At 38.4% G+C, this 19484-nt stretch carries 20 protein-coding genes; 16 read left to right on the forward strand and 4 right to left on the reverse strand.

All coding sequences use genetic code 11. From position 1 onward, the window contains the following. Positions 1-11 precede the first annotated feature (11 nt). Positions 12-479, reverse strand: coding sequence for a heme-binding protein (locus ACB088_RS03750; RefSeq protein ID WP_375038769.1), 468 nt, complete (start codon positions 477-479; stop codon positions 12-14). 125 nt (positions 480-604) lie between these two features. On the opposite strand from ACB088_RS03750, the gene ACB088_RS03755 reads away from it, so the two are divergent. The 10 genes from ACB088_RS03755 to ACB088_RS03800 all read left to right on the forward strand — a co-directional run bounded on the left by ACB088_RS03755 (position 605) and on the right by ACB088_RS03800 (position 10922). Then, positions 605-1276 carry a heavy metal response regulator transcription factor gene (locus ACB088_RS03755; protein ID WP_005046218.1) on the forward strand — a complete coding sequence of 224 codons (672 nt, stop codon included), beginning with the start codon at positions 605-607 and terminating at the stop codon, positions 1274-1276. Then, positions 1273-2676, forward strand: a complete 1404-nt coding sequence (locus ACB088_RS03760) for a heavy metal sensor histidine kinase (RefSeq protein WP_375038046.1) — start codon at positions 1273-1275, stop codon at positions 2674-2676. Before ACB088_RS03755 ends, ACB088_RS03760 begins: the two co-directional genes overlap by 4 nt. Positions 2677-2772: 96 nt before the next feature. Beyond that, positions 2773-3336: a lipocalin family protein gene (locus ACB088_RS03765; protein WP_375038047.1), complete on the forward strand. Its 564-nt coding sequence runs from the start codon at positions 2773-2775 to the stop codon at positions 3334-3336. Positions 3337-3456: 120 nt separating this feature from the next. Then, on the forward strand, positions 3457-4428 hold the full coding sequence (locus tag ACB088_RS03770) for an acyl-CoA desaturase (RefSeq protein ID WP_133746940.1): 972 nt from the start codon (positions 3457-3459) through the stop codon (positions 4426-4428). Further along, on the forward strand, positions 4425-5687 hold the full coding sequence (locus tag ACB088_RS03775; RefSeq protein ID WP_375038048.1) for an NAD(P)/FAD-dependent oxidoreductase: 1263 nt from the start codon (positions 4425-4427) through the stop codon (positions 5685-5687). Before ACB088_RS03770 ends, ACB088_RS03775 begins: the two co-directional genes overlap by 4 nt. Before the next feature lie 22 nt (positions 5688-5709). Next, the gene (locus tag ACB088_RS03780; protein ID WP_375038049.1) at positions 5710-6501 is read left to right on the forward strand and encodes a DUF1365 domain-containing protein; all 792 of its coding nucleotides are present in this window, start codon (positions 5710-5712) and stop codon (positions 6499-6501) included. Then, a complete protein-coding gene (locus tag ACB088_RS03785; RefSeq protein WP_375038050.1) occupies positions 6498-7697 on the forward strand; it encodes a class I SAM-dependent methyltransferase in 1200 nt (399 codons plus the stop codon). Before ACB088_RS03780 ends, ACB088_RS03785 begins: the two co-directional genes overlap by 4 nt. Positions 7698-7726: 29 nt before the next feature. Next, entirely contained in the window at positions 7727-8506 is a 780-nt protein-coding gene (locus tag ACB088_RS03790) for a DUF1295 domain-containing protein (RefSeq protein WP_375038051.1), read from the forward strand. An 8-nt stretch (positions 8507-8514) separates the two neighbouring features. Continuing rightward, on the forward strand, positions 8515-9564 hold the full coding sequence (locus ACB088_RS03795) for an SAM-dependent methyltransferase (protein ID WP_375038052.1): 1050 nt from the start codon (positions 8515-8517) through the stop codon (positions 9562-9564). A gap of 29 nt (positions 9565-9593) precedes the next feature. Continuing rightward, a complete protein-coding gene (locus tag ACB088_RS03800; RefSeq protein WP_092706703.1) occupies positions 9594-10922 on the forward strand; it encodes a HAMP domain-containing sensor histidine kinase in 1329 nt (442 codons plus the stop codon). Here ACB088_RS03800 and ACB088_RS03805 read toward each other — a convergent pair. From ACB088_RS03805 to ACB088_RS03815, 3 genes are read right to left on the reverse strand one after another with little or no spacing between them, the layout of a single operon-like run. Beyond that, positions 10919-11614, reverse strand: coding sequence for a response regulator transcription factor (locus ACB088_RS03805; RefSeq protein ID WP_375038053.1), 696 nt, complete (start codon positions 11612-11614; stop codon positions 10919-10921). The genes ACB088_RS03800 and ACB088_RS03805 overlap by 4 nt on opposite strands. 17 nt (positions 11615-11631) lie before the next feature. Further along, positions 11632-12126: a chalcone isomerase family protein gene (locus ACB088_RS03810; RefSeq protein WP_375038054.1), complete on the reverse strand. Its 495-nt coding sequence runs from the start codon at positions 12124-12126 to the stop codon at positions 11632-11634. Further along, positions 12093-12665 carry a nuclear transport factor 2 family protein gene (locus ACB088_RS03815; RefSeq protein WP_375038056.1) on the reverse strand — a complete coding sequence of 191 codons (573 nt, stop codon included), beginning with the start codon at positions 12663-12665 and terminating at the stop codon, positions 12093-12095. Before ACB088_RS03815 ends, ACB088_RS03810 begins: the two co-directional genes overlap by 34 nt. Before the next feature lie 281 nt (positions 12666-12946). On the opposite strand from ACB088_RS03815, the gene ACB088_RS03820 reads away from it, so the two are divergent. From ACB088_RS03820 to ACB088_RS03845, 6 genes are all read left to right on the forward strand, one after another. Beyond that, a complete protein-coding gene (locus ACB088_RS03820) occupies positions 12947-13636 on the forward strand; it encodes an aspartate/glutamate racemase family protein (RefSeq protein WP_375038057.1) in 690 nt (229 codons plus the stop codon). A gap of 58 nt (positions 13637-13694) precedes the next feature. Beyond that, complete coding sequence (locus ACB088_RS03825) at positions 13695-14105, forward strand: PH domain-containing protein (RefSeq protein ID WP_199989912.1); 411 nt, start codon at positions 13695-13697, stop codon at positions 14103-14105. 70 nt (positions 14106-14175) lie between these two features. Further along, positions 14176-15549 (forward strand): PQQ-dependent sugar dehydrogenase, encoded by a 1374-nt coding sequence (locus ACB088_RS03830; protein ID WP_375038058.1) that lies wholly within the window; start codon positions 14176-14178, stop codon positions 15547-15549. Positions 15550-15727: 178 nt separating this feature from the next. After that, positions 15728-17005 (forward strand): salicylate 1-monooxygenase, encoded by a 1278-nt coding sequence (salA, locus tag ACB088_RS03835; protein WP_375038059.1) that lies wholly within the window; start codon positions 15728-15730, stop codon positions 17003-17005. Positions 17006-17047: 42 nt separating this feature from the next. Then, entirely contained in the window at positions 17048-18403 is a 1356-nt protein-coding gene (locus ACB088_RS03840) for an MFS transporter (RefSeq protein ID WP_375038060.1), read from the forward strand. Positions 18404-18493: 90 nt separating this feature from the next. After that, positions 18494-19384 (forward strand): LysR family transcriptional regulator, encoded by an 891-nt coding sequence (locus ACB088_RS03845; RefSeq protein ID WP_003652524.1) that lies wholly within the window; start codon positions 18494-18496, stop codon positions 19382-19384. Positions 19385-19484 lie beyond the last annotated feature (100 nt).

Below are 19484 nucleotides of genomic sequence, written 5' to 3' on the forward strand. Positions count from 1 at the left end.
GGTGAAGTTCCTTATGAATGAAAAACGGTTTCAATTGCTTTGCTTGCGCATTGATTGTCATTTTGTGCGCCGCCAGCACCCGCAACCCCAATCGCTCCGATCACTTGGTTCTCAAAACGAACAGGTACGCCGCCTCCTAACAAAAGTAAATTTGCTACGGTGGTTAAATTTTTTGCATCGGGGTTTTGGTTACTATTTTGGCTTAAAACCAAGGTCGATGTTTTGGTAGATAGAGCCGTATAGGCCTTTTTTTCAGCAGCCATTAAATTATGCGGCCCAACCAACTCATGCCGTTCGGCAGTTAAAGGGTTACCGCCGCGATCCACAACAACCACTGCAATGTTTTGATTTAATTTTTTGCATGCCTCTTTAGCACTGTCCGCTAGTAGGTGCGCAGTTTTAAGATCTAACGAATAGACTTGATTCAAAGCAGGGGGCTGTGCAAAAGTACTATTACCCAATAGCACGGCTGTTAGCATCAGCCATTTCAATTTGTTCATAATGATTGCCTCTATGTTGCTTTGAAAATCTTAAACAAATTGCTTAATTTCAAGCATGACAATCACATTACAAAGTTGTCATCTTTCAAATGAGTCTCTACAAAATGCGTATCCTTATTATTGAAGACGAGATCAAGATCGCCACTTATTTGGTGAAAGGATTAAAAGAGTCCGGATATCAAGCGGAGTGTGTTCATTTAGGGCTTCAAGGTTTAGAAATGCTAAAGAGAGATCAATATGACTTACTTATTCTTGACGTCATGTTGCCTGACATAGATGGCTGGAGCGTATTACAAGTATTACGCCAGTTCTCCAAAATTCCGGTGATTTTTTTAACGGCAAAAGATCAGGTGATGGATAGAGTCAAAGGTTTAGAGTTGGGTGCAGATGATTACTTGGCTAAACCTTTTTCTTATATCGAACTGTTGGCACGTATTAAAAGTCTGTTAAGAAGACAGCAATATCTACAAGAAAACGAACTGTCTATTAGTGATTTAAAAATGGATTTGGTCGGACATAAAGTATGGCGTAATGGCAACTTAATTGAGTTGAGCAAGACTGAATTTAATTTATTGCGCTATCTATTGCTCAACAAAGAGCAAATCGTGACGCGCAGACAAATTGGTTCTGAAGTCTGGAATATTAACTTTGATACCGATACCAACTTTATTGATGTGGCAGTACGCCGTTTACGAAGCAAAATTGATGAAGGGTATGAATTAAAACTCATTCATACCATCCGTGGTTTGGGCTATAAAATTTCGGTTAGCTTATGAACTTTAAATTTCTACGTTCGCTTGAAGTCCGTATTACGCTATTGGTCACGCTTTGTTCTGCCTTGATTTTATGTTCAGTCGGCTTTATGACCTATTTAGGCATTAACCAAATTTTATTAAAGCAACAAGATAAAGCTTTAGCAGACAGAATTAACCGCTTGGAAATTTTGCTACAAGATAGTGAAAATGTAGAGCAAATTATTGCGCGGCCTAAGCTGTATCAAAATATGCTGGGCAACCAAGACAACTTGTTTCTACTCATTCATAAAGATAAAACTTTAATTAATATCAATCCGCTCCATATTCAGTTACCTGAGCTTGCAGAGCGTCCGAGTCTTCAATTTCAGGACTTAGCTAATCATGAATATCCAACGCGAGTTGCTTGGAAAACCATAAAAATTAATCACGAGCCTTATCTGCTCATTGCAGGCAAACAATGGTCTGAACGCATTAATATTCTTTTGCCTTTTCAAAAGAACCTGTTGATGTATGTGGTAGGAGGCATCTTCGCAATCTTTGTGCTTTGCATTTTAGCGTGCCATTGGGGGTTAAAGTCACTACAACAGCTTCGCAAGCAGACGCATTCTATTAACGTAAATCAGCTACAGAAACGATTAAATCTCTTAAATACACCTTTAGAAGTTGAGCTACTTTCAAAAGATATAAATCATATGCTTGAGCGTATCGAAAAGGGCTATACCCAGCTCAACCGTTTTTCTGAGGATATTGCTCATGAGTTTCGTACTCCTTTAAATAATCTGATTGGGCAAACCGAGATTGCTTTAACTGGCGAACGCTCAGTTGAGCAATATGAAGATTTGTTGGTGTCTCATTTGGATGATTACCACCGATTAAAACGCATGATTGATAGCATGCTTTTTTTAGCAAGAGCCGATCAGAAAATGGTTCTTGTAAACAAACAAGAAATAAACGTCCAAGATGTTATAGATGGGCTATGCCAGATTTTTGAATATCAAGCCGAGGAACAAGAGTGTCATTTTAGTCTTAACCTAGAAGCTCAAAAGTTATTTGCAGATCCGGAGTTATTTCAAAGAGCAGTCTACAACCTTGTTTTAAATGCGTTGGTTCACGGTGGCAATAACCGAACTATTTATATCGCAACTAAACATACGATGATTGAGCATACGCAATGGGTGAGCCTGACTGTGGTAACGGGAGGTGTTTCAATTGCTGAACATCAACTTGAGCATCTTTTTGAAAGATTTTACCAATGTCAATCAAGCCGAAGTGATGAGAACCAGACAGGTGGCTTAGGTTTATCCATTGTCGCTTCAATTATGGAGCTACATCATGGTTCATATCGAGTTTATAACACGCTCGAAGGCGTATGTTTTGAACTGAATTTTCCAATTGCAGATGCCCCAAAGAAATACAATTAAATCCTTATTAATGTTCCTTAATTTTTAAAATTCACACTTTGTTCACAACCCTCTGGCGTATGTTTAAACATATGAAATAAATAGAAGAGGGTAGTTATGAAATTATTATTTAAGTCACTTGTCATCAGCAGCAGTCTTGCAGCGGTTAGCTTAACGCTTCCTTTGAGTACCTTTGCCGACACAAATACGAAACCAGTGGCTGTTGAATCTATTGATATTAATAAATACGCAGGTAAGTGGTATGAGATTGCGCATTTACCTATGTTTTTTCAGCGTAATTGTGTAGCCAATACAACTGCAAACTATTCCATTAACGCGGACAAAACCGTTGGTGTCTTAAATAGTTGTACCAACAAAGATGGCAAAATCATTTCATCTGAAGGTGTGGCCTATTCGCAAAATGAGGGCAACAGTAAATTAAAAGTGAGCTTTTTACCTTCTGGCCTAAGATGGATTCCTTTTACAAAAGGCGATTACTGGGTTTTAAGAGTTGACCAAGATTATCAGGTCGCTTTAGTGGGTGGCCCAAGCCAGAAATATTTATGGATTCTTTCTCGTAGTCCCCAAATTGATGAGGCGACATATCAGTCTTATCTGCAAACCGCAAAAAGCTATGGCTACGACGTTTCTAAACTCGTTAAAACAACTCAGTCAAAATAGTGAAGTTACTGATTAGGTAGATGCATATATTTATCTCGTAATCGTATGAACTTCACATAAAATTCATTGCGCATTTTCTAAATTAGAACCAAAAGAAATGCTTTAGATCAGGAAGAATCAATGTCTAAATTTTTTCTGCGCTGGATCGATAGCTGGTCAGATTCAGAAAATGCGCAAGTGGGTACTTCTGGCGAATATGTCATTGAAAAGAAAATTCAATGGTTAAGAATAATTCCTTTTATTTTATTGCATATCGCTTGTTTAGCTGTGTTTTGGGTGGGCGTATCTTGGTTTGCAGTTGTTTTCATGCTGGGGTTTTACTTTCTTCGCATGTTTGCAATTACTGCTTTTTTTCACCGCTATCTTTCACATAAAACTTTTCAAACATCACGTATTGTCCAGTTCATTTTTATACTGATCGGAACCATGAGTGCACAGCGTGGACCGTTATGGTGGGCAGCACATCACCGTTATCATCATCACTTTACTGACACCGATCAGGACCCACATTCAGCGAAAGCAGGCTTTTGGTATTCCCATGTAGGCTGGTTTTTAAATGAGCAAAATTTTGCCACTCGTAAAAAAGTGATTAAAGACTGGTTGAAATATCCTGAGCTGATTTGGCTTGACCGATTTAGTTTGCCTATTGTGATTTTTACAGCTTTGGCAATTTATGGTTTTGGTTCGTGGCTTGCGCAACATTTCCCTGAGCTGAGAACCAATGGCTTACAGCTTTTGGTGTGGGGATTTGTGATTTCTACCGTTCTGTTAACACATGCAACCTTATGTATTAATTCACTCGCACATCGTTATGGTTCACGAGAGTTTAATACCCCAGATGATAGTCGTAATAATTTCCTACTTTCTTTAATCACCTTAGGTGAAGGCTGGCACAACAACCACCACTTTTACGCGGGTAGTGTGCGTCAAGGTTTTTATTGGTGGCAGATTGATATCACCTTTTATGTGCTCAAACTGATGTCTTTATTTGGTTTGGTGTGGGGGCTAAAGCCAGTACCAGCGAAGGTTTATCAATATAAAAAGATTAAAGATCTACCGATAGAAAAAATTGAAAATGGGGAAGTATTATGAAAATTGCCATTGTGGGTTCGGGTATATCGGGACTTTATGCTGCATGGAAATTGTCAAAACAACATCAAGTTACCGTATATGAAAAAAATAACTATTTAGGTGGTCATACTGACACTCATGAGCTGGATATAGAGGGCGCTAAAGTTGCGGTAGATAGTGGTTTTATTGTGTTTAATGACTACAACTATCCGTTATTTACCGACATGCTTAAAAATTTTGGAGTTGAAACTCAAAGCAGCGACATGAGTTTTTCGGTGAATAATCTGGTCAGTGGGCTTCAATATAACCCCTCAAAAAAATGGTCGCTCTTTGCCCGTCCGCAGAACTTTTTAAACCGTAAATTTCTACAAATGCTCTCAGATTTGCTACGCTTTTATGATGATAATAAAAATATTGACTTAGCAGATTTTGACCCTAATTTATCTATTGAAGACTATTTAGACCTACACAAATATAGCCATGAGTTCCGTTATGAGCATCTTTATCCGATGTGCGGTGCCTTATGGTCGGCTCCGGTTGAGCAGGTAGGTCAGATTCCATATCGATTTGTCGTGAGCTTTTTTCAGCATCACCGCATGCTACAGCTAAAAGAGCGGCCACAATGGCAAACGGTTAAACACGGTTCAGCAAGTTATATACATGCTATTCAACAAAACTGTCCATCCATTGAGTGGAAATTTGCAGAAGTAAAAGGTGTGAGCCGTTCACAAGAAACCGTGTTTATCGAAACGACTGAAGGGCAAGCCGAATATGACTGGGTGATTTTTGCAAGCCATGCCGACGATAGCCTAAGTTTATTAAAAGATGCGTCATCTCTGGAACGAGAAATATTAAGTCAATTTAGCTATCAAGATAATCGAATGGTAGTTCACCGTGACACTTCAATTATGCCTAAAAGCCGTTTGCAATGGGCAAGTTGGCATGTACATGTAACCCCAACATCGCAAGCTCAAAGCAATGAGTCCGGCATACATTATGGTTTTACCTACTGGATGAATAATTTGCAGAATTTATCCTGCAATACTCAAGTTTTTTCTACTTTAAATCCGAATATGAAAATTAAAACCGAAGACATCTTGGTTGAACGCCAATATCGTCATCCTGTATTTGATACAAAAGCGATTCAAACTCAATCTCGTTGGCAAGAAATTAACGGACAAAACAGAACTTCATTTTGTGGAGCGTATTGGGGCTGGGGTTTCCATGAGGATGGTGCCCGCAGTGCAGCACGTGTTGTAGAGCAAATTTTACACTTTTAAAAATAGATAAGGAGCTTTTCAAATGTTATTAAATAAACTTGCTATAGCTCCTACACTTATTCGTCACCGACGCTATAGCCCCAAACAGCATCAATTCACATCGACCTTAAATTACTTATGGTTCGATCCAGATCAATTAAATGAGATTGCAAAAGATTGTTCAATTTGGTCGACGGATCATTGGAATGTCTTAGAACTATCCAAAAATGATTTTTTAAATATGTATCGCGGTTCTATAAGGGAGAAAGTAGAGAAAGCGATATTGGAAAATAGTAACTCACATTTTAGGCCAGAGTGGGAAATCAGAGTGTTGGCTTTACCTCGTTGTCTCGGTTTTAGGTTTAACTCGGTCGTCTTTTATTTTGTTTTAGGTAAAACTGGGAAACCTATATTTATTGTAAGTGAAATCACCAACACTCCTTGGAATGAACGAAAAGTTTATATACACGACTGCACAAAACAACAAAGTAATGTGGGCGGTTATCAGAGTTTCGATTTTAACTTTGAAAAATCATTTCATGTTTCGCCCTTCATGCCCATGCAGTTGACTTACTGCTGGCGATTTAGTTTTTCAGACCAACAAAATGTCATTCAGATGCAGCTGTTTGAAGAACAAAAACAAGTGTTTGATGCAACTATGCGGTTTGAACTTGTGCCCATCACATTTCCTTCACAGCAGTATCGATATGCTCTTATGAACAGCCTAGCCCCTTTTAAAATGTTGTTTTCAATATATTTAGAGGCATTTAAGTTATGGCGAAAAAAAGTTCCATTTTATCGTCATCCTAAAAAGATCAAGGTAGATAAGACATGATAAAAACATTTCTTTATGGTGAAGATGACTCACTACCGTTACTGCTCAAGAGTCTTCTCAAACTACGTCATGGACAGATCACTTTTCAGGGTGCATGGAGTGGTACGGTTGGCGAGGTTTCAGACTTACATGCTGTGATTGAAGTTCGCAATCCTTTGCTGATGGATCTCATTTTAAAAAATGGTGTTTTAGGAGCCGCTGAAGGCTATATCCGTGGTGATTGGAGCAGCGAACAACTTGTAGAGTTGGTTCAGATATTGGCACGTAATCGAGATGTATTAGACCAGTTTAACCAGAATGTTATTGCACAGGCGAGCCAGTTTTTTCTGAAGGGTTGGTATAAAAATAGAAAAAATTCTATAAGCGGGAGCCGTAAAAATATTGCTGAACACTATGACTTAAGTAATGACTTTTTTAAATTATTTTTAGACCCGTCGTTAATGTATTCGAGTGCTGTTTTTGAAAATGAAAACATGTCACTCGAAGACGCATCTGATTATAAAAAAGAGCTCATCTGTAAAAAGTTAGATTTAAAACCAATGGATCATTTGGTTGAAATTGGAAGTGGGTGGGGTGGTTTTGCAATTTATGCAGCCCAACATTATGGCTGTAGAGTGACCACAATTACCATTTCACAAGCTCAATACGATGAAGCTATTATTCGGGTAAATGAAGCAGGCTTAGCGCATCGAATTGATGTGCAATTAAAAGACTACCGCTTGCTCGAAGGGAAGTTCGATAAGTTGGTTTCAATTGAAATGGTTGAGGCCGTAGGTGCGCAGTATTTGTCGACATATTTTGATCAGTGCAAAGCGCTGTTAAAACCGAAAGGTTTGGCATTTATTCAAGCCATCACCATTGAAGATTTTCGATATAAAAAAGCATTAAATACAGTCGATTATATTAAGCGTTATATTTTCCCTGGTAGCTTTATTCCTAGCGTGAGCGTATTGACTCAAACCGCCTCTGAAAGTGGTTTAAGGCTAAAGCATTTAAATGACATCGGTTTAAGTTATGCAAAAACAATTCATCACTGGCGAGCACGGTTTTTAATCGCACGAGAGGAAGTATTGGCTCTGGGTTTCGATGAAAACTTCATTCGCATGTGGGATTTCTATTTATGTTATTGCGAGGGTGGTTTCAAAGAAGGTGTGATAAGCAATGTTCACTTGTTGTTTGAAAGTACCAGTTACTAACTCAAACACATCAAGCAAGGAGACTGCTCATGTTTTTGAATTTACTGATTCTAGATTTAATGATCATGTTGCTGAGCTGGCTACTTGCCACAGCAAATGGTCGAGCTGGAATTGTAGATGCCGCATGGAGTTTCTGTCTGGCACTAAACATTATTGTGTCTTCTTTACTCATTTCAGTTGCTCCAGTTGAAGTAAGACTTTTTATCGGTATTTTTAGCGGCTTATGGTTTTTAAGACTATTTTGGCATTTGTTAAGACGCTATCAATCTGAACACAAAGAAGATGGTCGTTACGCGAACATGCGTCAAGCCATGGGAAAGTTTCAGCATTTTGGCTTCTTTTTATTTTTTATCTTTCAAACACTTTTAGTGCTTTTGTTCTTCTTACCAATGTGGACACTCCTCAATGTAGAAGCAACTGAGTGGAGTAGTGGATATAAAGTCACTTTAGTGATTGCTGCCGTCATCATGGCGATTGCCTTTATTGGAGAGCAGCTCGCTGATCAGCAATTATACCGATTTAAATTAAATCCAGATCATCATGGCAAAACGATGGATCAGGGTTTATGGCGTTATTCACGTCACCCAAATTATTTTTTTGAATGGTTACATTGGTTTGCCTATCCAATCATTGGTTTAGCTGCGGGCCAGTATTTATTGTGGATTTATCCGTTACTAATGTGGCTATTTTTATATTACGTCACGGGTATTCCATTTAGTGAAAAACAAGCAATTAAAAGTCGCGGTCAAAACTATCTTGATTATCAACAAAAAACATCAATGTTTATTCCGCGAAAACCCAAAAAATAGGTGCGCATATGGATTTTATTGTTCATCAATCTTTAAAAGTTGTTGAAAGTGGTGTGATCCCAGATCATGCAATTCGGGCAGCAATCCGTGCTTTAAGCAAAAAGCGCTTAATTCAAGAAGGCCGTTATGACCCTGAACAAGGGGCACAGCGCTATATGGATGTGCTTAATATGCTGAAACGGAGCGAAATCGCGGTTGAAACGGATAAGGCAAACGAGCAGCACTATGAATTGCCGACTGAATTTTTTCAGGCAGTGCTTGGAAAAAGACTCAAATACAGTGCTTGTTATTTTCCGACTAAAACAACAACTTTAGATCAGGCAGAGGAACTGGCACTTCAGCTTTACTGTGAAAGAGCACAACTTAAAAACGGTCAACACATTTTAGAGCTAGGCTGTGGATGGGGTTCTCTAACTTTGTGGATGGCAGAAAACTATCCGCGCTCACAGATTACAGCTGTTTCAAACTCTGCAACCCAGAAAAAGCATATTCTTGGGCAAGCAAAGTTGAAGGGTTTAAACAATATTGAAGTGGTCACATGTGATGTGAATGTGCTCGAATTAGACCAAGATCAATTTGATCGGGTTGTATCGGTTGAAATGTTTGAACACGTTCGTAACTATCAACGTCTTTTTGAGAAAATTCAGGGATGGTTGAAGGCAGATGGGCTACTTTGGTGTCATATTTTTTGCCATCGCTTTTTACATTATCCTTTTGAAGTAAAATCAGATTATGATTGGATGTCCAAGTATTTCTTTACTGGCGGTTTAATGCCTGCGACGTCAACTTTTTTGCATTTTCAAGAGCATTTAGAATTGGCTCAACAGTGGCAGTGGTCGGGTGAGCACTATATGAGAACCGCAAATGCTTGGCTTGATAATATGGATAATCAAGAAGTTGAATTGAAGCCTCTGTTTAAAAAAATCTATGGAAAAGATGCCAATATTTGGTGGCAACGTTGGCGTATTTTCTTCATGGCTTGTGCTGAGCTGTTTGGTTTTGAGCAAGGACAAGAATGGGTAATTGGTCACTTTTTATTTAGAAAGAGATCATTGTAATTTCTAGAGCCTACCTCGGCGATAAAGATATGATAAGAACTCGACATGATGGCAAATCTAGTCATCCATTAGCCAAAATGTTCAATCGATATTATTGGTTGCAGATTGGCCTGATTGCATTATCGATCGTGGTCGGGTTGGCTTGTAGTGCATGGGTCATTAAAGGCTCTTTACTTAAAACCGCTTTAGAGCAAGAAATGGAGCATTACTGGTTACGCATAGAACGTGACCCAAATGCAGATTTACCGGATACGAAAAATTTATATGGATATCGGTGGAATACAGAGATTGCACCTCAACCTTTTCGAGGCATGCGTTTAGAAAGTGGGGTGCACCGAGTATTCGTTGATGGTAAAGAGCGAATGACAGTCTATGGTGAGCATAATGGTCAACATGTTCTGTTGGTATTTGGCGAGAGCAATGTCAATAAGCTGATCTGGCTATTTGGACTGGCTCCGCTCATGTTTAGTTTGTCTGTGCTATATAGCTTCTTATGGTGGTCAAATCGAAAAGCCAGACGCTATTTTTCCCCAATTACACGCTTGGCAAATGCTTTGGAAAATATCGATTGGGCACATCAAGATACCCAAGCATCTCCTTTTAGAGATATTAATACCAATGGCAACATGGAAGCAGAATATCTCAAACAAGCTTTGGAAAAATATCATCAAGTTTTAAGTGATTTTATTCGACGTGAAAGGGAGTTTACGGGAGATGTGAGCCATGAGCTACGTACTCCGTTAACCATTTTGAAAGGTAATGTGCAACTTTGTCAGGCGAGATATGGAGATGATAAAGCCTTAGTTCGTCTTCATAATACGATTGAGGATATGCAGTTATTAGTTGATACCTTACTGGCGATTGCACGTAATACAGTAAAAAGCTTACCGTCTGAAAAGAATTTTTTATCTAGAATTGTGAAGGATCTAGTCGAAAGTTTACAAGCAGTGAGTGAGAGTAAGGGGATACATATTCATATTCAACCCGACCTTTCTGAACAGCCGCGCTGGTTATATCCCTCTATGACTAAAATGGTTTTAAGCAATATTTTACGTAATGCGCTGAATTATTCTCAAGGCTCAGAAATCGACATTATTCAACAAAAAAACAGCCTGATTATTGCGGATAATGGAATTGGAATTTCTCTACCTAACGATGTTAAGGTTCAAGAGCTCAGCGACTCTCAGCTTTCTTTAAAAGTTAAAGGCCATGGTATTGGCTTGCAATTGGTGCAAAAGCTTTGCAAACAATTAGGATGGCGAGTGGAGTTGTTTGATCGGCAGTACTATTTAGCTACTCATCCTGAGTTGGACTTAGAACAGGCAACGGGTTTAATTGTTGTGGTCTATTTGAGCTAACTTGCTGAACCGTCTAAAGCAATTTTTAAACCGACACCCGCCACTGTATGTAATAGCTTAGGGTCAAAAGGTTTATCAACCATTTTTCTTAAATTATAGATATGACTACGTAACGCATCACTTTCAGGTTCTTCATCGCCCCATAACTCCATCATCAGTTCTTGTTTGGTCACTACTTTTGGAGATTGACGCATCAAAATTTTTAATAATTTAAATTGAATAGGCGGCAATTCGATATTATTTCCGGCACGAATAACTGTCTGGGTTGCGCTATCAAGAATTAAGTCATGAATCTGAATTTTATGATGAGTAACTTCGCCAGCTGCTCTTTTAATTAATGCACGGATACGCATGACTAATTCATTAAAATCAAAGGGTTTAACCAAATAATCATCTGTTCCAGCGGTAAAGCCTTTAAGTTTGTCATCTAAAGTATCTCTTGCTGTCAGCATAAGGACAGGAATATCAACGCCTTGTTCGGTGCGTAGCCAGTTACATAGGTCATAACCCGAGCCATCGGGTAAGTTTATATCGAGCAGCAAAAGATGATAATGATGCGATTTGAGAAAAGTCCGTGCAGCATCTAAATTACGCGCATGATCGATGATATAACCATGCACTTCAAGAAATTCGCAGACTGTTGCTGCCAGTTCAAAATGGTCCTCAACCATGAGGATAAAATGATTACCCATGAGATTTTATTAAGCCATTAATTTAATAATTGTTGTTTTAATTTAGCATTAAATGGTTCGCTACCAAACCAGATTTTAAAATATTGATTTGCATTCGGATTGTTTAAAGAACCGAGTAGCTTCTGGTTTAATTTTAGTTCCAGTTTTTGATTTTCCTGCTGGTAATACAAACTATATAAATCTCCATTTTTGATGGGTTTATAAAGTTCATTAATATGATTAAGCGGAGATTTTGCATCAAATCCACTAATATTTTTCTTTAAATAGTGGGTTGCTGCTCGCTTAAAAGCCCACTTGGGAATATCGCGGTTATAGCTAAAGTCCATTTTGATGCTTTGACTCTGCCAATTTTTTAAGCAATCTTCAGCAAAGTAACTGACATTTCCCACTTTCTTACTCGTGACCATCAAAGGCGCTGAACTACATTTTTTCAGTTCAGCCGCGTTAGCTTGAGATACGATCAAGATTCCCAGAAATATTAAGACTCGACTTTTTTGAACGGTAATATCCATTTATAGACTCCTCCAAATATTGGTAAAGAACGGTAAAGGCCATTCGCCGGATCCCAATAATCTTGCTGGAAAATAATTTTTTGCTGATCATTAATTTTAATTTGACTCATTCCATAAGAAGCCATGGTTTTTGAACGACCTAACATTTTAAAGTCATAGGTCATGTACCAATGGATATAGGCTGTATCTTGATGGTGAGTTGCACTAATGAGTTTTACAGTGACATTACTCACTCGAGCATTCATGCCTTCAAAATGTTTAATGAGATCTTTTTTTTGAGAGAACTGCGAGAGTGTGTCGTTAATATAAAGCTGATCAGCGTAGAGATTGCCAGCATTGCTTATAAAGGAAGGGGTACCAAGCGTATTAAAGGCAGCAACAAAACGATTGCCGATATCTAACGCCTGTTCGTCATTCAATGTTATTCCATTAATTTTTTGTTCAGCTTTGCCATAGTCACTTGAGTAGCTAGGCACACTTTTACACGCTGTTAAACCTACCAAGGTAATCAGCCCTAGGGCTGTGGTTATAATTTTCATGTCTATATCCGAGCCAAGTTTATAAGATTAAATTAAAGAGCTGGTCGTGAAGTTTGCGTGAATTCTTATGTTTTATGATTTGGGGTTAATGGAGAGAGTTTTCTGTTTTGGAAATTTCATAAACTAGGTCTATATCAACTTAGAAATTTCTCTGGACGTCACAGTTTTTCATATTAATAAATAGAATAAGCTAGAAAAAATTTAATAAAGCAATTTTATTCTAGCTGCGCTTTACTCATAAGAGATATAGATTACATTTGCATAAATAGGAAGTTTATATAATGAAAACAATTGGCTTATTAGGCGGAATGAGTTGGGAATCCACAGCGCTTTATTATCAACAAATTAATAAAATGGTTCACAGTAAATTAGGAAAATTGCATTCTGCCAAAGTAATTATTAATAGTGTTGATTTTGAAGAAATAGCAGCGTTGCAAGCAAAAGGTTTATGGCAAGAGGCAGGTGCATATTTAGCTGAGCAGGCGCTAAATTTAGAAAAAGCAGGGGCAGACTGTATTTTAGTGTGTACGAATACCATGCATAAAATTGCACCGCAGATTGAAGATGCTATTACGGTCCCTTTTATACACATTGCCGATGCGACAGCAAAAGAAATTGTGAGTCAAGACATTCGTAAAGTCGCACTCTTGGGAACAGCTTTTACAATGGAGCAAGATTTTTATAAGGCTCGATTACAGGAGCATGGAATTGACGTGATGATTCCAAATGAAGCCGACAGAAAGATAGTACATCGTATTATTTATGAAGAACTTTGTTTAGGTGTGATCAATCCAGAATCACAGCAAAAATACGAGACTATTGTAGAGAGACTCATAGCTGAAGGTGCCCAAGGGATTATCTTAGGTTGTACCGAAATTTGTATGTTGATTGGTGAGCTTAAATTCTCAGTTCCTTTATTTGATACGACTGCCATTCATGCAAAAGAGGCAGTAAGTTTTGCTTTAGAATAAAAAATTATGTAATAGAAGATAAATTTTATCAATGAAATTTTAGAATGGAGGATAACTTTTGAAATTTAGATCAAAAATTGATTGGTGGCTTTTATTAATATTTATTGTTATCACGGCCAATATCATTATGAAAGTTTATGAAGCAAATCATCATTATTCTTTAGCTTCAAATTTTCCGCATCTCATTATTTATAGTTTAATTATTTTTGTCATTTGGCTTCCAATTTTTAACACTTATTACGTAGTAGAAAACGACACATTAATTATTAAGAGCTTGGTATTCCGATGGAAAATTAATATTAATGATATTACTCAAATAGAACCTACTCATAATCCATTGTCATCTCCAGCGCTCTCATTAGATCGACTCAAAATTTATTATATAAAAAATGGAGAAGTCGCATCAGTGATGATTTCGCCAAAAGATAAAGAAGGTTTTTTTCAAGCCATAAACAAAAGACTCCACTAAAGTTGCTTGTTTAATTGCACACATAAATTACGCTATTTCCATGACGACAAAAAATAAATGGAGATAAACCATGCTTACACGTTTTTTACTGCCAATTTTCGGCACTACGGTTTTAATTACATTAGCTGGATGTGCTTCATCCTCTCAATCTCCTATTAACGAGAGCTATGGGCCTGAACCAAAATTGCCTGAGCCTAAATCAAGTTTATTTCCAACCGTGAATATAGCACCAGCAGAAGGCTGGCCGAGTGGTGTTATGCCAACACCAGCAGAAGGTTTGAAGGTAAAAGCATTTGCAAAAGGGCTTGAACACCCACGTTGGCTTTATGTGTTACCCAATGGTGATGTATTGGTTGCTGAAACAGATGCCCCACCTAAACCAGAAGACGGTAAAGGGATTAAGGGTAAAATTATGACTTTTGTGATGAGACGTGCAGGATCATCTCATCCGAGTGCCAACCGTATTAGTTTATTACGTGACACCAATGGAGACGGAATTGCTGATCAAAAAACGGTATTTCTCAAAGATTTGAACTCACCGTTTGGTATGGCATTAGTAGGTAATAATTTATATATCGCCAATACAGATGCACTTGTGCGTTTTCCTTATCAAGAGGGCGAAACTCAAATTACAGCAAGTGGAACCAAAGTATTGGACTTACCGGGTGGTCCTTTAAATCACCACTGGACCAAAAATGTGATCGCTAACCCAGCAGGGAGTAAGCTGTACATTACTGTCGGTTCTAACAGTAATGTTGCTGAAAATGGTATGGAAAAAGAAAAAGGTCGCGCACAAATTATGGAGTTTGATATTGCAAGTGGTCAGTCACGTCCATTTGCAACGGGACTACGTAATCCGAATGGTATGGCTTGGCAACCTCAAAGCGGCAAACTTTGGACGGTTGTTAATGAGCGCGATGAAATTGGCAGTGATTTAGTACCTGACTATATGACTTCGGTTCAAGACGGTGCTTTTTATGGCTGGCCTTATAGCTACTATGGTCAACATGTAGATGTACGAGTAAAACCACAAAATCCTGAACTGGTCGCACGTGCAATTAAACCTGACTATGCATTAGGTAATCACACAGCCTCTTTAGGTCTTGCGTTCTATGCAGCTGAACTCATGCCACAATATCGTGGTGGCGCATTCATTGGGCAGCATGGTTCATGGAACCGTAAACCGCACAGTGGTTATAAAGTAGTTTATGTACCATTTAGAAGTGGTCAACCCTCTGGTCCTCCACAAGATGTTTTAACAGGGTTTTTAAGTGACAAAGGTAAAGCTTATGGGCGCCCTGTAGGTGTAGCAGTTGATTTTTCAGGTGCCGTGTTAGTTGCAGATGACGTGGGCAATACGATTTGGCGCGTTTCACCAGTTGCTGAGACGACTTATGAAGCTCCAATGAAACGTGCTATTGGAACCCCGCCAGGTACACCATAAAGTGTATCGAAAATCGTTTATTAGCATGGGCAGCCTTTAATCTTTATTAAGGGCTCGCCTAAGTGCCTATTATTTAATTTTTAAATAACTGAATAAAAAAAATACTAATTGGACTTTATAAGCCAACTTCTCAAGAATGAATATGTGAAAACAACAATGATGTTTAAGGATAAAACACATGAATACACATATTCGAATTGCCGTGGTTGGTGGTGGTATTGCTGGTTTGGCTTTAGCAAGTAATTTAAGTAAACATGCTCATTTAGATGTCCAAATGTTTGAATCTGCACCTCAGTTTTCTGAAATTGGGGCAGGGATTTCTTTTGGAGCAAATGCAGTCAAAGCCATTGAACTGTTAGGTTTAGCCAACGAATATCACGCAATTGCAGATAAGGTATCTGCACCATTTCAAGATGTTTGGTTTCAATGGCGCAATGGTTATACCGATGAATATCTATCGGCATCGGTAGCGGCAGGTGTAGGGCAGTCTTCTGTTCATCGTGCAGACTTTCTAGATGCCATTATTCCTCACATGCCTACGCAAAATGTTCACTTTTCTAAACGCCTCGAGACGATTGAAGAACATGGTGATGTGGTGATTTTGCATTTTAGTGATGGCAGTCGCCATGAGTGCGATTATTTGATTGGGGCTGATGGTATTCGCTCTGTTGCTCGCCAATATGTTTTAGCTACTCATCATTTACCACTTGTTCATCCACGCTTTTCAGGAACTTGGGCATATCGTGGCATTATTTCACATGCTTCATTTAAAGAAGCTTTGCAGCAAATGCAAGGTGATACAGACCTAGCTGATATTCCACAAATGTTATTGGGTAAAGATAAGCATATTTTGACGTTCCCAATTCGTAAGGGTGAGCAAATCAATATTGTTGCCTTTTGCTCAAATCGTGAAGATACGGTACTACCAACAGATACACCATGGACACGCCCTGTCGATAAAGCTCAAATGCTTTCCGATTTTTCAGACTGGAGCGAAAGCTGCCAAACATTACTCGGTTTAATTGAAGAGCCTACCATTTGGGCCTTACATGAAATTGAGGAGCTTTCGACTTATCAAAGTGCCTCGGGTCACGTGATTCTTATGGGTGATGCCGCACATGCTATGTTACCTCATCAAGGTGCTGGAGCAGGGCAAGGTCTCGAAGATGCTTTAATCCTTGCTGCCTTACTGGCGACAAAAAACTTACAAGTAGATCAGCTAACCGATGTGTCTTCAATTTATGAAAAGCTGCGTTTAAAACGAGCTTGCCGTGTTCAACAAACCTCTCGTGAGTCTGGCGAAATTTATGAGTGCTATTCAACTCAGTACTCAACGTTTGCAGAAATTGGCGAGCACCTTGAACATCGTTTTGACTGGTTGTGGCAACACGATTTAGAGCAAGATGTTACGGATGCACAGCAACAATTAAAACAGCTAGGAATCGCAACTATTTAAATCATGTGATGCTTTATAAACAATTTGCTAAGGAAAGCAATTATGGAAAAACTAAATGCAAATCAATTGATTGATGAGGCAAAGTTAACGCCATTGCATTGGCGAGTGATTTTGCTGAGTGCACTTATTATTATTTTTGATGGATATGATCTGGTCATTTACGGTGTTGCATTGCCTAAGCTCATGCAGCACTGGCAGTTAGATAGTATGACTGCTGGGCTTTTAGGTAGTGTTGCACTGTTTGGCATGATGTTTGGTGCAATGCTGTTTGGAAGTTTAGCGGACAAATTAGAATCTTATGGCTTTAGTCGTAAACGCCTTATTATGTTATGCATCATGATTTTTAGTGGTTTTACTGTGTTATGCGGTCTTGCCGATAGTCCAAAAGCGTTTGCAATTTACCGGTTCATTGCGGGTTTAGGTTTAGGTGGTGTAATGCCCAACGTTATTGCCCTAATGACAGAATATGCCCCAAAAAAGTTAAGATCTACCTTAGTTTCACTGATGTTTAGTGGTTATGCCATTGGTGGTATGGGTTCGGCACTTTTAGGCATGTGGTTGGTCCCTAATTTTGGTTGGCAAATCATGTTTATTTTGGCAGGTATTCCGTTGGTTCTATTACCAATTATTTGGAAATATTTACCCGAATCGATTGATTATCTAATTCGCCAGAAGAAGTGGGACGAGGTACGGTATTTACTTCAACAATTGGCCCCAGAACAAAATATAAGTGTCCAGACCAACATTGTTTTACATCAGGAAAACCAACAAGTTGCTGCTCGTCCTTTGGTTGCTTTGTTTACTGAAAATCGTGCCCTAGTCACCATCTTTTTTTGGCTCAGTGTTTTTATGGCTTTACTTATGGTGTATGCCCTAGGTAATTGGATACCAAAGTTAATGGTAGAAGCAGGCTATGACCTATCAACCAGTTTGGTATTTTTACTAGCGTTAAATTTAGGCGGAATGCTTGGTGCGATTGGAGGTGGTTTCTTTGCTGATCGTTTTCATTTAGGTAAAGTCATTTGTTCGCTGTTCTTAGCGGGTGCAATTTCACTTTACTTATTAAGCTATGCGTTACCTATGGTGATTTTATATCTCTGCATTGCTGTTGCAGGTGCGGCTTCTATTGGAGGGCAAATTTTATTACTGGCTTATATGGCGCAGTTTTATCCTTCACCAATTCGAAGTACAGGCATTGGTATGGCTTTAGGTGTGGGACGTATTGGCGCTATTCTAGGGCCGATTTTGTGTGGTTGGCTTTTAAGTCTGCATTTACCAATTGAATATAATTTTATTGCTCTAGCCATTCCTTGTGTACTTGCCACATTGAGTGTTATCGCCATAAGTATTTGCAGTAAAACTAAACGAGTACTACTCAATTCAAGCATATCCCCATAAGTGTTAAGCATTTTTTATTCCGATAAAACAAACTAAACTCTAAATAAAGAAGCTAAAGTCTTTGTTTAGAGTATTTTAAGGATCAAGACCATGGATTTAGGTTTGATTAAAGTTTTTGTTTGTATTTATGAGTCTCGTCATATTAGTAAAGCTGCTGATAAATTAAATTTAAGCCAGCCTTCGGTGACTTATAATTTGAACCGTTTACGCCGTCAGTTAAATGATGAGTTATTTACCCGAAGTCGAGGAGGAGTGGAGCCAACAAAAGTCGCTCATGAACTCTATCCAATTTTCCATCAAGCGATTTTTAATATTGAATCGGCGATTGCTCAAGCACAGGAATTTCATCCTGAAAACTCGAATAAAACCTTTCGAATTGGACTGTCTGACGCAGGGGAAATTTGTCTTTTGCCTAGCCTTATGGCTTTTTTACAAAAAGCAGCCCCACATATTCAAATTGAAATTGAAGAGATTCGATCAGATAAGGTTGAGCAGTGGCTCATTGATGGTTTTTTAGATCTGGCTGTATTTAATAGTACGCAGACAATAATGCCGAAAATAGAAACACGTACTTTATTTGAAGAAAGATATGTATGTATTGCCAGAGCTGACCATCCGAGGCTACAACAGCAACTGACTTTAGAGCAATATTTGCAAGAAGACCATGTTGCCATTAAGTCATCGACAGGGCATATCCAAGTTGAACAATATTTAAAAACAATGGATTTGAAGCGACGTATTCGTTTAGAAGTTCCTCATTTTAGTGTTTTACAAGGCGTTTTACAGAGTTCAGATATGTTGGTGACATTACCGTCACGAGCAGCTCGGCATTATCTCGCTCATGGTAATGTTCAAATGTTTGAATTACCTTTCGCTATGGATTCTTTTAAAGTGAGCTTGAACTGGTTTAATCGTAGTGATGACATTATTGCCAGAAAATGGCTGATTCAATCTGTCGGTCAAATATTTGAAGTTTTATAAAACCATTAATATCTATGTTGAAAGTTAGATTTAAAATTCAATTTTCAGATTATTGGGTTTGATCTGAGAAGTTAAAGTTCTTTCCCATTTATTATTAAAT

The organism is Acinetobacter sp. RW6, from assembly GCF_041956835.1.
Taxonomy (GTDB): Bacteria; Pseudomonadota; Gammaproteobacteria; order Pseudomonadales; family Moraxellaceae; genus Acinetobacter; species Acinetobacter calcoaceticus.

Bases quoted from the DNA above. Each gene is read 5' to 3' on its own strand.
- ACB088_RS03750 (WP_375038769.1), bottom strand. From the start codon at position 479: ATGCTAACAGCCGTGCTATTGGGTAATAGTACTTTTGCACAGCCCCCT.
- ACB088_RS03755 (WP_005046218.1), top strand. From the start codon at position 605: ATGCGTATCCTTATTATTGAAGACGAGATCAAGATCGCCACTTATTTG.
- ACB088_RS03760 (WP_375038046.1), top strand. From the start codon at position 1,273: ATGAACTTTAAATTTCTACGTTCGCTTGAAGTCCGTATTACGCTATTG.
- ACB088_RS03765 (WP_375038047.1), top strand. From the start codon at position 2,773: ATGAAATTATTATTTAAGTCACTTGTCATCAGCAGCAGTCTTGCAGCG.
- ACB088_RS03770 (WP_133746940.1), top strand. From the start codon at position 3,457: ATGTCTAAATTTTTTCTGCGCTGGATCGATAGCTGGTCAGATTCAGAA.
- ACB088_RS03775 (WP_375038048.1), top strand. From the start codon at position 4,425: ATGAAAATTGCCATTGTGGGTTCGGGTATATCGGGACTTTATGCTGCA.
- ACB088_RS03780 (WP_375038049.1), top strand. From the start codon at position 5,710: ATGTTATTAAATAAACTTGCTATAGCTCCTACACTTATTCGTCACCGA.
- ACB088_RS03785 (WP_375038050.1), top strand. From the start codon at position 6,498: ATGATAAAAACATTTCTTTATGGTGAAGATGACTCACTACCGTTACTG.
- ACB088_RS03790 (WP_375038051.1), top strand. From the start codon at position 7,727: ATGTTTTTGAATTTACTGATTCTAGATTTAATGATCATGTTGCTGAGC.
- ACB088_RS03795 (WP_375038052.1), top strand. From the start codon at position 8,515: ATGGATTTTATTGTTCATCAATCTTTAAAAGTTGTTGAAAGTGGTGTG.
- ACB088_RS03800 (WP_092706703.1), top strand. From the start codon at position 9,594: ATGATAAGAACTCGACATGATGGCAAATCTAGTCATCCATTAGCCAAA.
- ACB088_RS03805 (WP_375038053.1), bottom strand. From the start codon at position 11,614: ATGGGTAATCATTTTATCCTCATGGTTGAGGACCATTTTGAACTGGCA.
- ACB088_RS03810 (WP_375038054.1), bottom strand. From the start codon at position 12,126: ATGGATATTACCGTTCAAAAAAGTCGAGTCTTAATATTTCTGGGAATC.
- ACB088_RS03815 (WP_375038056.1), bottom strand. From the start codon at position 12,665: ATGAAAATTATAACCACAGCCCTAGGGCTGATTACCTTGGTAGGTTTA.
- ACB088_RS03820 (WP_375038057.1), top strand. From the start codon at position 12,947: ATGAAAACAATTGGCTTATTAGGCGGAATGAGTTGGGAATCCACAGCG.
- ACB088_RS03830 (WP_375038058.1), top strand. From the start codon at position 14,176: ATGCTTACACGTTTTTTACTGCCAATTTTCGGCACTACGGTTTTAATT.
- salA (WP_375038059.1), top strand. From the start codon at position 15,728: ATGAATACACATATTCGAATTGCCGTGGTTGGTGGTGGTATTGCTGGT.
- ACB088_RS03840 (WP_375038060.1), top strand. From the start codon at position 17,048: ATGGAAAAACTAAATGCAAATCAATTGATTGATGAGGCAAAGTTAACG.
- ACB088_RS03845 (WP_003652524.1), top strand. From the start codon at position 18,494: ATGGATTTAGGTTTGATTAAAGTTTTTGTTTGTATTTATGAGTCTCGT.